Below are 14,527 nucleotides of genomic sequence, written 5' to 3' on the forward strand. Positions count from 1 at the left end.
GTCGCCCCGGCGTTCCAGGAGGATGCCCCATCCGCCTGCTCCTCATAAAGTAAGGTCATGCCTCGTTTCCGTGCGATTCTGGACACCGTGCCCCCCTATCGGGCGGGCAAGGCCGTGGTGTCGACCGACGGCCGGTCCTTCAAGCTGTCCTCGAACGAATCCCCCTACGGTCCGCTTCCCTCCGTGGTCGAGGCGATCTCCAAGGCGGCCGCCCAGGCTCACCTGTACCCCGACCCGGGGGTGAGCGCGCTGACCAACGCGCTGGCGGAGCGCTACGACGTGCCCGCGGAGCACGTCGCGGTCGGCGCGGGCTCGGTGACGCTGCTGCAGCAGCTCTTCGAGACCGTGGGCGAGCCGGGTGCCGAGGTGATCTACGCCTGGCGGTCGTTCGAGGCCTACCCGCTGATGGCCGACCTGTCGGGTTCCACCTCGGTGCGGGTCCCGCTGGCCGACGAGACGCACCACCTCGACGCCATGGCCGAGGCGATCACCCCGCAGACCCGCATGATCTTCGTCTGCAACCCGAACAACCCGACCGGCACGGTCGTGCGCTCGGCCGAGCTGGCGGCCTTCCTCGACCGGGTCCCCGAGGACGTGCTGGTCATCCTCGACGAGGCCTACCGCGAGTACGTCAGGGACACCGACGTCACCGACGGTCTCACGATCTACCGCGACCGGCCCAACGTGGCCGTGCTGCGCACCTTCTCCAAGGCGTACGGCCTGGCCGGGCTGCGGGTCGGCTACCTGATCGGCAACGAGCCCGTCGCCGCGGCCGTCCGCAAGACCGTGGTGCCCTTCGCGGTCAACCACCTCGCCCAGGTGGCCGCGATCGCCTCGCTTGAGGCCGAGGCCGAACTGCTCGAACGGGTCGAGACCGTGGTCAAGGAGCGCGACCGGGTCCGTGACACGCTGATCTCCCAGGGCTGGACGGTGCCGGTCACCGAGGCCAACTTCGTCTGGCTGCGCCTGGACGGGCGCACCCTTGAGTTCGCCGGGGCCTGCGCGGCCGAGGGTGTGGCCGTGCGTCCCTTCGAGGGCGAGGGCGCCCGGGTCTCCATCGGCTCCCCCGAGGCCAACGACACCTTCCTGGCCGTCGCGGAGGCCTTCCTGAAGGGCTGACGCGCCCCGGGCCCTGGGGGGAACCCCCGGAGCGTCCCAGGGCTCCCACGGGGCTCTCAGGCCCCTGTGGTCCCTTTGTGGGAACCCGTCCCTACACGGGGGCGGGTTCCTTCTCCGTCACGACCGGTGCCTTCCTGCGTTCCGTCGAGACCACCAGCGCCACGCCGACGACGATCACCAGGCCCGCGACGACCATCGAGCCGGTGACCACCTCGCTCAGGATGAGCCCGCCGAGGACGACCGCGACGACGGGGTTGACGTAGGCGTAGGTCGAGACGAGGGAGATGGGGGCGTTGCCCAGCAGCCACGCGTAGGCGGTGAAGCCGACCAGCGAGCCCATCACGATGAGGTAGGCGAGCCCGATCCAGGAGCGCCCGGAGACGGCCGCGAGGTTCAGGTGCTCACCCGACGCCGTGCCGACCAGCGTCAGACCGACGCCGCCCACGAGCATCTCGACCGTGCTGGCCGCGAAGGGGTCGGCGGGCATGGGGATGCGCGAGGACAGGAACGAGCCCACCGACCACGAGATCGAGGCCAGCAGGATGATCGCGATCGACGTGCCGTTCGACGAGCCGCTCGCCCCGGTCAGGGAGAGCACCGCGACACCGGCGAACCCGACGAGCACCCCGGCCAGCGTCAGCGCCCGGGGCCTGTCACGCGCGACGACACGCAGGATCACCAGCCACAGGGGGACGGAGGCGACCAGCAGCGCGGCCAGGCCGCTGGAGATGTGCTGTTCGGCCAGCGCGACCAGGCCGTTGCCCGCGGTCAGCAGCAGCACGCCGACCAGTGCGGCCCCGCCGAACTGCTTGACCGTCATCCTGAAGGGACCCGGTCCCTTCACCAGCAGAATGACCAGGCTGAGGATCACCGCGGCGGAGGTGAAGCGCATCGCCCCGCTGAGCAACGGGGGAAGCGTCTCGATGACCACCCGGATGGCGAGATAGGTGGAACCCCAGACCACGTAGACGATCGCCAGCGCGCCCCAGACGAGGAGAGACGTACGTCTGTCAGCAGCGTCATAAGCCATAGCTCCTGACAATATCCCCTTATATGGAGAAACCTCTCGCGGATTTCAGTCCTTGAGACGGCCCTCCCGAGCCTCGAAACGGAAAGCGCCGTCACCCCCCGATGTCCTCATGGACCCGGAGGATGACGGCGCGGCGGCCCCGGGGCATGGGCCGTGCTGCAGTACGGCGCAGGCCCCGGAGCCACGGACACACGAAGGTCGCGGCCCAGGCCGCGACAGGGGCCCCGGCGGAGGCTGTGACCTCAGCGGTCTCAGCGGCCTCGGCGGAGCCCGGACAGACCTTCTCCACCCCGGAAGCCCCAGGGGTCTCCGAAGTCCTGGCAGGGACTCCGGTGGGGACTTCGTGGGAGGCGTCGAAGGGAGCCTCGACAGCCGCGGCGGCGAACTTGACGGCCTCGGCGGTCTCGGCGGACCTCAGCGGGTTCCCAGCTTCTCCACGATCAGCCGGTAGAGCTGGCGTGGACGACCGGGCTGCGGAGTGCGGTTCGGCGGAAGCGGCCACGCGAGCCCCTCGTCGACCAGCGTGCGCAGCAACCGCCGTGCCGTACGCGGGGTGACGCCGAGCATCTTGCCCGCGCCCTCCGCGTCCACCACGGTGTCCCCGCCCTCCAGCTTGGCGGCCAGCCGAGCCAGCACCTCCACGCCCTTGGGCTTCAGCGGCCCGCCGCCCTGCGGAGGCATCCTGGGCGCCGGGATGAGCGCCCTGCCCTCCCGGTCGACGGCGAAGCCCTGGGCCTGCTTGCCCGCCTGCGTGCGCGCCAGGGCGGCCCTGGCGTGCGACTCGGCGTCATGCGTCGTACGGCCCATGCCGACCCCGACCTCGACCGCCAGCCCCAGCTCGTCACGCACCCGGGCCGCGAAGGGCAGCACCCGGAAGCCCTCGGTCGCCGTGGCGACCGAGCCGCGTGTCGCGGTGACCATGTAGCTGTGGTCGTCGACCGCGGTCACCGAGGCGTTGATGCGGTTCGCCTCCTGCACCAGCAGCCGGTGCAGCGACAGCCTCAGCTCGTCACGCCAGTAACGCGGCGCGGCCCTGCGGACCGGCTCGCGGAGCGTGGGAACCTCGACCAGCACCACCGTGAGCTGAGACTCCTCCAGCCTGTGGTGCGCCCCGAGCAGCGCCGCGGTGTGCAGCGCCGTACGGACCGCGGCGGAGGTGGGGCGGATCCTGACCACCGGAACCCCGGCCGTCTGCAGCCGGTCGGCGACGGCGGGCAGGCAGGTGAGCGCCCCGCTGGTGTTCCCCTGGCGCGCCAGGCGCTCGTGGAAGGACGCGATCGTGCCGGTGGCTCCCGGCTCGTCGCGGCTGTGCACGTCCCCGGCGGGCAGCCCGAGGTCGGCGTAGGCCTCCTCGATGTCGGCCCGTCCGAGCACGTCGATGCTGACCCTCCTGGGGTCGATCCGCTCGTCCAACGCGGCCCTGGCCAACGCGGCGATCAGTGCGGCGCCGCCGAGCTGGACATACGTCGCGGGCATCGTCAGCACCCCCGATCGTCTGGCCAGGTCGTAAGGAACCGGGCTGGCGAACAGACAGGCGTCGACTCCCGCCCCGAGGCGGGTCACCTTGTCGGCCGCCTCCTGTTCGTCCCGGTACGCAGCGGCCACCAGGCGGCACGGCAGAGGTGCCGCCGCATGTCCCATAAGCATCACTCTTTCTACGAGGTCATGGGGGCCCACCACACCGATAGTGAGGTCCGGTGTCATGGCACCCGGGCGTGACACTCGTGGAGTTTCTTCGGCCCGCTCGACCAATGTTCGTCCCATCCTGCCGTCCCTGTTGATTCGGCTCTCTTTTGGAACGATCGCTTGCGAGGGCCGTAATGTCACGCCCGTTTAGAGGTCAATTCTTGGAGGAACCCACGGTCTAAACCCTGACTGACAGTGTTTACACAGGTCAGAGCGCTTTTTGGGAGACTGAAACCGGTTGATTATCAGGCAGAAATCTCTCGGTGGACATCCGCGCCCAGCGCCTGCATACGCTCGGCCAGATAAGAGTGGCCCCGGTCGATGAGATATCCTGACCCGATCACGGTCTCTCCCTGGGCCGCCAGACCGGCCAGGACCAGGGCGATGCCGGAGCGCAGGTCATGGGCGGTGACATCGGTTCCGGTGAGCGGAGTGGCGCCCCGGACGACGGCGCTGTTCTCCTTCACTTCGATGTCGGCGCCCATTTTGTTCAGTTCTGCGGCCAATGCGAACCGACCGTCGAAAATCCGTTCGTGGATGTAGCTCGCGCCGTCCGCGAGACAGGCGACCGTCATGATCGGCGACTGCAGATCGGTGGCGAAGCCGGGGTAGGTGTCGGTGATCACGTTGATCGGGCGCAGCGGGCGGTCCCTGCGCACGTGCAGCACGGCGCCGTGGTCGGCGAACTCCACCCCCATCTGCTCCAGCTTGTAACGGACGACACCGAGGTGGTCCAGGTCGGCGCCGACCAGGTTGACCTCGCCGCCGGTGATCGCGGCGGCCATGGCGAACACGCCCGCGTCGAGCCGGTCGGGCATCACGGTGTGCTCGACGGCCTGCAGCTCGTCGACGCCCTCGACGGTGATGAAGCCGGTCCCGCCACCGCTGATCCGCGCGCCCATCCTGGTCAGCATCTCGATCACGTCGAGGACCTCGGGCTCAAGGGCCGCGTTCTCGATCACGGTCGTGCCGCGCCCGAGGACTCCCGCCATGATCAGGTTCTCGGTGCCGGTGTGCGAGGGGGTGTCGAGGTACAGCGTGGCGCCGGTGAAGCCCGTCGTCTTGACGTGGATGACGGCGTCGCCCTCGTCCACGACCGCGCCGAGCCGCTTGTAGCCCAGGTAGTGGAAGTCGAGGTTACGACTGCCCAGGTTGCAGCCGCCGACCCCCTCGATGACGGCCTCGCCGAGGCGGTGCAGCAGCGCCGGGACGAACAGCACCGAGCCGCGGAAACGGCGGGCGATCTCGGCGGGCAGCACGGGGCTGCTCAGCGTCGAGGCGTCGATCACCAGCGTGCGCTCGGCCTCGTGGAGCTCGACCTTGGCGCCGACGGCCTCCGCCAGCTCGACCGCGCGGCGCACGTCCTCGATGATGGGGACGTTGCGCAGCACGGTACGGCCTCTGGGCGCCAGGAGGGCCGCGCCGATCATGGGAAGCACGGCGTTCTTGGCGCCCTGGATGAAGGCGGTTCCACGGAGGGGATTGCCACCGCGCACGCGGTAACGGACCATGCTTCATGCTCCTTGGGGGTGGGGGACGATATTCGTACGACAAGGGGGGCGGTGGCCCGAAGGCGTCGGCCAACACTAGCCGTTGGATGCCCCTGAACCTGCTATTTCGTGGGGAAACCGGACCCGGTCAGCGGACTGACCAGAAGCTTCCGCGCGAAAGTTTCGACGGTTCCCACATGACAATTTCCACTCGACCGTGAAAGCTTCCGCGGCTCGTGTGCCCCGCCGGGCGGGCCGTGCGACGCCTACGTCACCGGCCAGAGTTTATTCACGCGGTCCGGGTGCCCCTGCCCGAGGGGGTCAGCGGGGAGGCGGCCGTCAGCAGGGTGTCGGCCCGCTGGTCCACGAAGCGGGTCACGACCTGCTGGCCGTACCCGAAGACCATGGCCCAGACCAGGATCGCCGGCTGGGAGCCGAGCCCGGACATGCCAGGAACGAACCCGGAGTTCAGGATCAGCAGCCCGAGCACGGCCGTCGCCACCCCGGCGGGCGCCTTGAGCAGGGTCTGGGCGACCGCCAGGGAGTAACGCGTGGACAGGTCCGCGCGGGTGGACAGCGAGGCCGCGCTGGACAGCGCCGCGCCCAGCACGCCGACCAGGGCGACGAGCGGGACGTCGCCGTGACCGGGCCGGTGGCCGCCGGTCGGGCAGATCTGGGCGGGCATCAGGCCCTGGGTCTGGACCACCGACTGGTTGCCGCACATCGGCACCGCGTCCGGCCAGATCGCGCCGACCGCCACCAGGCCGAACACGATCACCGACAGCATGAGGACCCCGCCGAGCAGCAGGTTGCGGAAGCTGCGGACCCGGCCGCTCTCCATCGCCTGCGCGGTGTAGGCCGCCCGCAGCACCGACTGCATCAGCGGCCTGTCGCCCTCGCCCAGGTCTCCGGCGGCGATCCTGGCCTGCAACTGGACCAGCCTGGGGTCGTCGCCGGGCAGGTAGGCCCTGCCGATCGCGAGGACCTCGGTCGCCCGGCCGCACAACTCGGGCGTCGGCAGCACGCCGTACAGCATCACGGTCGCGCTGTTGACGTTCGACCAGGCGCCCTCGACGGCGTGGCCGGTCAGCCAGCGGCGCAGGCCGTGCCTGCTCCTGGCGTAGGACTCGGCGCGGGCCAGGTGCGTGCCGATGCCCTCGCCGACGGAGGCGGACGGGCCCGTGCGCTCGCACGCGGTCAGCGCGCGCTCGGCGTCGGCCCTGATCTCCTCGCTGCGGGTCGCCACGTACACGCGCCAGATGCCGGGCCAACGCAGGACGCCGGTGTCGCCGATCCGTTCCGGGGAGACTGCGTCGAGCGACATCGTTCCTCCGTTGGGCGCGGGCCGTGGGGGACCGGGCCGGGAGTGTTCCCGGCCCTCGGGGTGTGCCGATTCGACGGTACGTCCCCGTGCCCCGGGACGCCGGGCCTTCGCGGAGCCGGGGCTCAGAGACCCTGGACCGCGATGTCCGTACGGTGGTGCGAGCCGCGCATCCGGATGCGGCCGACCGCCTGGTAGGCGGCCTCGCGGGCGGCGGCGACGTCGGCTCCGGTGCCGACCACGCTGAGCACCCGCCCGCCCGCCGACAGGACACGGTCGCCGTCGGCGGCGGTCCCGGCGTGCAGCACGTAGGCGTCGTCCGCCACCTCGGAGAGCCCCTCGATGACATCGCCCTTGACCGGGTCCGCGGGGTAGTTCTCCGCCGCGACGACCACGGTCACCGCCGCGCCCTCGTGCCAGGAGAGCGGACCGAACCGGTCGAGCGTGCCGTTCGCGCAGGCCAGCAGCAGGCCGGCGAGCGGCGTGGCGAGCCGGTCGAGCACGACCTGGGTCTCCGGGTCGCCGAACCGCGCGTTGAACTCGATCACCTTCGGGCCGCCCCCGGTGAGCGCGAGCCCGACGAAGAGCACCCCCGTGTACGGCGTGCCGCGCTTGGCCAGCTCGGCCACGGTCGGCAGGACGGTCTCGGTCATCACCCGGTCGGTCAGGTCGGCGGGCGCCCAGGTCAGCGGCGTGTAGGCGCCCATGCCGCCGGTGTTGGGACCCTTGTCGCCGTCATAGGCGCGCTTGTGGTCCTGGGCGGGCAGCAGCGGAACGGCCGTCGAGCCGTCGCAGAGCGCGAACAGCGAGACCTCGGGGCCGTCGAGGAACTCCTCGATGACGACCCGTCCGCACGCCACCGCGTGCCCGAGCGCCTCCTCGCGGTCGTCGGTGACCACGACGCCCTTGCCCGCCGCGAGCCCGTCGTCCTTGACCACGTACGGCGCGCCGAACGCGTCGAGCGCCGCGGCGGCCTCCTCGGGCGTCTCACAGGTGTGGGAGCGCGCGGTCGGCACACCCGCCGAGGCCATGACGTCCTTGGCGAAGGCCTTGGAACCCTCGATCCTGGCCGCCTCGGCCGAGGGGCCGAAGCACGGGATGCCCGCCTTCCTGACCGCGTCGGCGACCCCGGCGACCAGCGGCGCCTCGGGGCCGATCACGACCAGGTCGGCCCGCAGGTCCTCCGCGAGCCCGGCGACGGCCTCGGGGTCGGTCGGGACGACCGGGTGGAGGGTCGCGATCCGCGCGATCCCCGGGTTTCCCGGAGCACAGTGGACCTCGGTGACCTGGGGGTCCGTCGCCAGAGACCGGCACAGGGCATGCTCGCGCCCGCCGGATCCAATCACAAGAATGCGCACTCGGGAGAGCTTATCCGTCGAGTGCGGGACGACTGTCCACAGGCTGTGGACAAGGTGTTCGACCGCGTACCGCCCGGGGTTGACGAACTTCCGCGTGTCGATCTTCTCTGTGACATATCCTGATGAAAGAGCTGATCTAGCTGTAAACGGGACATGAATTTCGTTGGGTTCCGCATGATCGCCCCTTGTGGCCGAGGGTATCCTGGGAGTCCGCCCCCAAGCATGTGCTAAGTTTGGGCGGCTTTGGCGTGTCTGATGCTGATTGGAGGTGGTTGGGGATGACCTCTGGCGATCCCAGCAGTACGTGCTCGCGCACACGTGCTGTGCGCACTCTCGACCACTCCACACCGGTGTCCGACCGGCTGCGCGCGCATTCTCTTTGAGTTGAGGTGACACAACGTCGCGTGCGATCAGTGCCGGTTCGGGCGGGAAGGCCTGACATGCGCTCTTCGCTTCTGTTCCCCCGCATCAAGCACGTACGTGCCGTTCGTACCCCGCGTCCCAGCCTCTCGGCTGTCGACCGTACGAACTCCCCCTGCGTCCCGCCGAGCGACTCGCTCGTCGAGTACGCCGCCTACGTCAACGGCAAGAAGATCGACGCCCTGGGCATCGTCGACGCCCTCGAACTCGTCCGCGAGCACAACGCCGCGCAGGAGAAGGGCAACGCCTTCGTCTGGGTCGGCCTGCACGAACCCGACGCCCCCGAGGTCGAGTGGCTGGCAGAGGTCTTCGCCCTGCACCCCCTCGCCGTCGAGGACGCCGTCAAGGCTCATCAGCGTCCGAAGGTCGAGCGGTACGGCGACTCGCTGTTCGTCGTCCTCAAGACCGTCGCCTACCTCGACCACGACGTGCTCACCGCGACCAGCGAGATCATCGGCACCGGCGAGATCATGGCCTTCGTCGGCCCCGACTTCGTGGTCACCGTACGGCACGGCACGCACTGCCCGCTGACCGAGGTGCGCGAGCGCCTCGAGGACAAGCCCAAGCTCCTCAGCCGGGGCCCGACCGGCGTGCTGCACGCCATCGCCGACCACGTCGTCGACAAGTACCTCACCGTGGCCGACCTCATGCAGACCGAGCTCGAAGACGTCGAGGCCATGGTCTTCGCCGAGGTCAGCGCCCGTGACATCGGCCGGATCTACAACCTCAAGCGCGAGATGATCGAGATGAAGCGGTCGGTGACCCCGCTGCAGTCACCGCTCGCCACGCTCGCCCAGCGCCGGATGATCCCCTCGGAGATGCGCGAGTACTTCCGTGACGTCGTCGACCACCTCGCCCGCGTCTGCGAGCAGGTCGAGTCGTCCAACGAACTGTGCAACTCGGTCCTGCAGGCCGCGCTGGCCCGCTCGAACGCCCTCGCCAACGAGGACATGCGCAAGATCTCCTCGTGGGTGGCCATCATGGCCGTTCCCACGATGATCGCCGGGATCTACGGCATGAACTTCAAGCACATGCCCGAGCTTGAGTCCGTCTTCGGCTACCCGCTCGTGATCTGCGTCATGGTGATCGTCTGCACGCTGCTCTACCGGGGGTTCCGCCGCAACGGCTGGCTGTGACGTCAGCCGACCGGCGCGCGCATCGGGGAGAGCGGGGCGGCCAACGGCAGGCCCCGCTCGGCCCACAGCACGCGCATCCGGTCGGGATAGTCGGTGACGACCCCGGCGACCCCCAGGTCGAGCAGCACCGCGGCCCTGGCCGGGTCGTTGACGGTCCAGGCGACCACAGGAAGCCCGGCCCTGGCCGCGTCGGCCATCAGCTCCTCGTCGAGCAGCACGTGGTCGGGCGAGAGCACCGTTCCCCCCGCCGCCAGCGCGGCGGCCGGAAGGTCGCCGTCGAAGTCGTCGAGATCGAGCCCGCCGAACCACGCCGGGTCCATCGTCGCCCGCTCGACCAGCGCGTAACGGGGCATCGCCGGGGCCAGGGAACGGACGGCGCCGAGAATCCGCCAGTCGAAACTGAGGATCGCCGCCCCGCCGAGCCTGCCGTGCAGGTCCAGCTCGGCGACGACCAGCTCGGTCAGCTCACGCGGGTCGGCGCTCAGGTCGGGCCGCGTCGGATCGGACTTCAGCTCGACGTGCAACCGCACCCGGTCGGCCCCGTAGGCGTTCACCAGGGCCAGCACGGCGCTCAGCGTCGGCATACGGGTGTCGGGAACCGGCACCTGGGTGGCGACGAACCGGTCACCCGAGACGAGCGGCAGCCGTACACCGCATTCGAGGGTGCGTAACTGCGCCAGCGTCAGAGTCCCGACGGGCCTGCCCACGTAGGGGAACATCGGGTCGCCGGGGAAGGCGGGGTAGCGGTCGGCGCTGGTGACCGCGGAGACCGTCAGGTCGTGGGTCAGCACCAGACGCCGGTCGGCCGTCAGCGCGACGTCGAACTCAAGCGCGTCGACACCCAGCTCCAGGGCGTGGGCGAGGCCGGGCAACGTGTTCTCTGGCCGGAGGCCGCGGGCTCCCCGATGGCCATGGATCTCGGCATGCACACAGGGGACCTTACAGACCCCGGACCCCGATTCCACAGCGCGGCTCGCCCCCTGTTTCCATCGCGCGTCAACCTTGTCACCGCATGTGGTTCGCAAAATCCTCACCAGTGGACAACCAAGGCGGCGCAGCGGATCGGGCCCGGTACGCGTTCTTAGGACATGAACGGTGAGACAGTCGCTCAGGCGACCGCGCCACCCGGTGCCGGGGCGGTACTGGCGGACCTGTACCGCGAGCACCGGCTCGCCCTGGTTCGCCTGGCCGTACTGCTCGTGGGGGACAGGGAGAGCGCGGAGGACGTCGTGCAGGACGTCTTCTCCAGGCTGCACACCGCCGCGCTGAACGGCGGGCGCCCCGGGACGCTCACGCTGACGTACGTCCGCGTCTGCGTGTTGAACGCCTCGCGCTCCCTGCTGCGCAGACGCGGGGTCGCCGCCAGGCTGAGGCCCGCGCGACGGGACTGGCCGATCGACTCGGGCTCGGGCTCCGACTCCGGCTCCGATTCCGCGGAGACGAACGTGCTGCTGGGCGAGACGCGCCAGGAGATGCTGGCCGCGCTCGGCAGGCTGCCCAGGAGGCAGCGCGAGGTCCTCGTGCTGCGTTACTACCTCGACCTGTCCGACGCCGAGATCGCCCAGGTGACACGGCTCGGGCAGAGCACCGTACGGTCCACCGTCTCACGGGCCCTGGGACGGCTTGAGCGCGAACTGGGAGGCAAGGCATGACCGGCATCGAGGATCGGCTCAGGGACGCGCTGACCGCCAGGGCCGAGGCCGTGACGGACGACGGGCGGTCCCGCGTTCTCCCCGAGCCGCACAGGCCGCTCACGCGGGCCGGGTGGTGGGCGCCGGTCGCGGTCGCGACGGCCATCGTGCTCGTGGTCGGCGTCGTCGTCGTGGGAACGCGAACGCGGCTGGTCACGACCCCGCGACCCGTGTCCTCCTCCGGTGCCCTTCCCCCGCCGATCAGGCAGGTGTGGCCGGACGCGGTGCACGAGGTCCCGACGACCGGGCCGGGCGGCCGGACGTTCACTCCGGAGATGTTCGTCACCGACGGGATCGTGGTCGGACAGGGTCTGGGGAAGGACCGGTTCGACGGGCTCTGGGCGTACGACGTCGTCCGGCGGAGGTTCAGCCTGATCGCGTCGTTCAAGGAACCGATCGGCGGGACGCTGACCTTCGGGGACGGCCATCTGGCGTGGTCGACCGCCCGCGACCGGATGACCGAGGTGTGGACGGTGCCGGTCACCGGCGGCACGCCACGGCGGCTCGCCAGGTTCCCCGCCGCGATCGACGACGACGACAATTACGAGGGGATAAGCCTGGCCGTGGCAGACGACGCGGTCGTGTGGTCCCCGCCGGGGGGCGGTGTCTACCGGGTTCCGCTGAAGGGAGGGAAGGTGTCCCTCATCGAGGGGACGAAGGGCCAGTGGCTGGTCGAGTGGCCGTGGGCGGGGTGGCCCAAGCGGGGCACCATGACGGACCAGTCGGTTCCCCGTCCCATGGAGCACCTGCGGAACGTGCTCTCGGGCGAGTCGAGGGACGCGGTCCCTCCGGCGGGACACACCTCGTGGTACGAGTGCGGCCTCACATGGTGTTACGACGGCTCCAGCGCCTGGCGGCGTGACGGGACGGGCCTGCACGCGATGCCGGGGTCGACGGGCGGGGCGTCCTTCCGCGGCCGCGTCGTTCTGCTTGACCAGACGGACCGCGCGGGCAACGGGGGACGCAGTCTCTACGACGCCGCCACGCGCCGCGCCGGCCTGCTGTTCGCCGTTCCGGTTTCCCGGAACCCGAGGGACAACCCTCCCGGCCTGTTCGTGCCGAAGAACCTGTTCTTCTTCAAGAAGGACAAGAAAACCCTGGTTCTGGTGAACCCCAATGCCATGATTCGTTGAGGCTTTATTGGTTTCGGTCGGCTGGTAAACGGGTTCGGGTTCTCAGCCTCGTGGGGGAGCCGTGGCGAGGAGGAAAAGCCCCGCGCCGCCTCCTGGGAGCGTCCGCCCATGTCCTCGCCCTGGCGGCTCAGGAGGCGGGGGAGACCACGTCCCCTCCGGGGCCCGGCCCGTTCGGAACAGGTCGGCCGCCGTGAAAACCCTGGTGACGACGGGAGTTGACAACCGGTCCTTACAGGCTTGTTTCGGAAACGGTGTGTGCGAACTCGTGGGAAGGCCCGTACGGCGGTCGGACCGAACGGGTCGTCGGGCTTTCCCGTCACGAGGCTCCCGAATGGGAGCCTGCTATGTCGGAACTGACATCCCCTGCTCGGAATAATCGCGGAGGAACAGGAAAAAGGTGGTCGCATTCTTTTGACACCGGATGTGGGAATTCACAATGCCCGTGGGATGAATTCCTCTCGGTGCCGGTAGGGGCGATTTCCCCATGACGCCCTTCCGGGGGCCGTACGGCTCGCTGTGGGGTGAGCTGGGGAGGGTCGGCTGAGGACCTGGATCCTCCCAAGGCCGTACGGCTCGCCCGGCGTGGGACAGGAGGCCGGAGCATGGTGAAGCCGGGGCCTTGCCGGGTCAGCTGAGGAAGGCCGGGCGGAGCATGGCGAAGACCTGGTCCGTCAGGGCCAGGCGGTCGGCCGAGCCGCCGGTGCGCAGCCATTCACGCGCCACCGTGTCGAGGGCCGCCCCGGCGGCGACCGAGGCGAGGTCGGCCTCCAGCGGGGACAGGCCGCGCCCCGTCAGCGCCTCGACGATCAGGGCGCGGGCCTCGTCACGCTTCTGCAGGAGCCTGGCCCGTAGCGGGGGAGTGGACTCGATGAGCCGCAGCACCTCGACCTGCGTGTTGATGTGCGCCTCCCAACCGCGCAGCACCGTGTGCAGGCTCTCCCACGCCCCTTCCCCCGGCGGCCGGGCGGAGATCTCCTGGGCGACCCGCTCTGCCGTCGCCTCAAGCTCGCCGAGGAGCGCGTCCTCCTTGGTCGGGAAGTAGCGGAAGAAGCTGCGCTTGGACATCCCGGCCGCCCTGGCGATGTCGTCGACCGTGGTCTCGTCGAAGCCGCGCTCGGTGAACAGCTCAAGCGCCCGTGCGGCCAGCTCGGCGCGCACCGCCCGCCTGGTGCGATCTCGTAACCCCTCCATGACCGAAAATCATACACTCATTGCCAAGCTTGTCACTTGGTGACATATTCAGGGCGACGCTCTTCGGATCGGAGGCTCTCATGCGTGGAAAGACCGCCCTGATCACCGGCAGCACCGGAGGAATCGGCAAGGAGACCGCACGCGGGCTGGCCGCCCTGGGCGCCCGGGTGATCCTCGTCGGCCGCGACCCCGTACGCGCCCGGCGGGCGGCCGACGAACTGGGCGCGGGCGGCGGCCAGGTCGAGGCCCTCGCGGCGGACATGACCCGCCTGGGTGAGGTGGCCGCCCTCGCCGCCCGGGTGGCCGAACGCTGCGACCGGCTGGACGTGCTGATCAACAACGTCGGCGCCAACCCGCCACGCCGTACGCTCACCCAGGACGGGGTGGAGACCACCTTCGCCGCCCACGTGCTGGCGCCGTTCACGCTCACCCGTCTGTTGCTGCCGCTGCTCGTCGGCCGGGTCGTCAACATCACCGGCGGCATCCCCGGCGGCCCGATCGACCTGGACAACCTCCAGGCGGAACGGCGCTATCTGGGGTGGACGTTCGCCCAGTACAACCACACCAAGACCATGCAGATGGCGATGAGCCTGCGCTTCGCCGAGGAGGTGGCCGGGACCGGCGTCACGGTCAACGTGGCCTACCCCGGGCACGGCCACACGCCGATGAACCAGTCGCTGAAGGCGGCCGGATTCCCCTACCTCTACCGCCCGATCGTCCCGCTGCTGGGCCTGGTCGCCCCCCGGTTCTTCGCGGACCTCGGCAAACCCGCCCGCTCCAGCATCCACCTGGCCTCAAGCGCCGAGGTCGAGGGAGTGAGCGGGGCCTACTTCAGCATGAAGTGCCGCCGTACGGCCTGGCCGGAGAGCGCCCTGAACCGCCGCAACCAGGACGCGATCTGGGCACTGTGCGAGAACCTGACCCGCGAGGTCATCGGACACCCCTGATGGAG

At 70.0% G+C, this 14,527-nt stretch carries 12 protein-coding genes; 5 read left to right on the plus strand and 7 right to left on the minus strand.

Annotated elements, in window-relative coordinates; genetic code table 11:
• Positions 1–57 precede the first annotated feature (57 nt).
• Complete coding sequence (hisC, locus tag ACFYY8_RS14065) at positions 58–1,119, plus strand: histidinol-phosphate transaminase (RefSeq protein ID WP_390040608.1); 1,062 nt, start codon at positions 58–60, stop codon at positions 1,117–1,119.
• 91 nt (positions 1,120–1,210) lie between these two features.
• On the opposite strand, the gene ACFYY8_RS14070 is transcribed toward hisC, so the two are convergent.
• From ACFYY8_RS14070 to purD, 5 genes are all read right to left on the minus strand, one after another.
• Complete coding sequence (locus ACFYY8_RS14070; protein WP_390040610.1) at positions 1,211–2,149, minus strand: EamA family transporter; 939 nt, start codon at positions 2,147–2,149, stop codon at positions 1,211–1,213.
• A 414-nt stretch (positions 2,150–2,563) separates the two neighbouring features.
• Positions 2,564–3,853, minus strand: a complete 1,290-nt coding sequence (locus tag ACFYY8_RS14075; protein ID WP_352011144.1) for a GTP cyclohydrolase IIa — start codon at positions 3,851–3,853, stop codon at positions 2,564–2,566.
• A gap of 227 nt (positions 3,854–4,080) precedes the next feature.
• Positions 4,081–5,346, minus strand: coding sequence for a UDP-N-acetylglucosamine 1-carboxyvinyltransferase (gene murA / locus ACFYY8_RS14080; protein WP_390040612.1), 1,266 nt, complete (start codon positions 5,344–5,346; stop codon positions 4,081–4,083).
• A 268-nt stretch (positions 5,347–5,614) separates the two neighbouring features.
• On the minus strand, positions 5,615–6,649 hold the full coding sequence (locus ACFYY8_RS14085; protein ID WP_390040614.1) for a hypothetical protein: 1,035 nt from the start codon (positions 6,647–6,649) through the stop codon (positions 5,615–5,617).
• 122 nt (positions 6,650–6,771) lie between these two features.
• Complete coding sequence (gene purD, locus ACFYY8_RS14090; RefSeq protein ID WP_390040616.1) at positions 6,772–8,004, minus strand: phosphoribosylamine--glycine ligase; 1,233 nt, start codon at positions 8,002–8,004, stop codon at positions 6,772–6,774.
• A 440-nt stretch (positions 8,005–8,444) separates the two neighbouring features.
• On the opposite strand from purD, the gene corA reads away from it, so the two are divergent.
• Positions 8,445–9,560: a magnesium/cobalt transporter CorA gene (gene corA / locus ACFYY8_RS14095; RefSeq protein WP_390040618.1), complete on the plus strand. Its 1,116-nt coding sequence runs from the start codon at positions 8,445–8,447 to the stop codon at positions 9,558–9,560.
• Positions 9,561–9,562: 2 nt separating this feature from the next.
• Here the strand turns inward: corA and ACFYY8_RS14100 are convergent, their stop codons facing one another.
• Complete coding sequence (locus ACFYY8_RS14100) at positions 9,563–10,489, minus strand: glycerophosphodiester phosphodiesterase family protein (RefSeq protein WP_390040620.1); 927 nt, start codon at positions 10,487–10,489, stop codon at positions 9,563–9,565.
• A 159-nt stretch (positions 10,490–10,648) separates the two neighbouring features.
• On the opposite strand from ACFYY8_RS14100, the gene ACFYY8_RS14105 reads away from it, so the two are divergent.
• Together ACFYY8_RS14105 and ACFYY8_RS14110 are read left to right on the plus strand one after the other, a co-directional pair.
• Positions 10,649–11,212 (plus strand): RNA polymerase sigma factor, encoded by a 564-nt coding sequence (locus ACFYY8_RS14105; RefSeq protein WP_390040622.1) that lies wholly within the window; start codon positions 10,649–10,651, stop codon positions 11,210–11,212.
• Entirely contained in the window at positions 11,209–12,384 is a 1,176-nt protein-coding gene (locus ACFYY8_RS14110; RefSeq protein ID WP_390040624.1) for a hypothetical protein, read from the plus strand. Before ACFYY8_RS14105 ends, ACFYY8_RS14110 begins: the two co-directional genes overlap by 4 nt.
• A gap of 627 nt (positions 12,385–13,011) precedes the next feature.
• On the opposite strand, the gene ACFYY8_RS14115 is transcribed toward ACFYY8_RS14110, so the two are convergent.
• Positions 13,012–13,575 carry a TetR family transcriptional regulator gene (locus ACFYY8_RS14115; protein ID WP_390040626.1) on the minus strand — a complete coding sequence of 188 codons (564 nt, stop codon included), beginning with the start codon at positions 13,573–13,575 and terminating at the stop codon, positions 13,012–13,014.
• An 80-nt stretch (positions 13,576–13,655) separates the two neighbouring features.
• Between ACFYY8_RS14115 and ACFYY8_RS14120 the strand changes: the two genes are divergently transcribed.
• Complete coding sequence (locus ACFYY8_RS14120) at positions 13,656–14,522, plus strand: SDR family NAD(P)-dependent oxidoreductase (protein ID WP_390040628.1); 867 nt, start codon at positions 13,656–13,658, stop codon at positions 14,520–14,522.
• Positions 14,523–14,527: the final 5 nt, after the last annotated feature.

This window comes from Streptosporangium sp. NPDC001559 (genome assembly GCF_042893955.1).
Classification (GTDB): Bacteria; Actinomycetota; Actinomycetes; order Streptosporangiales; family Streptosporangiaceae; genus Streptosporangium.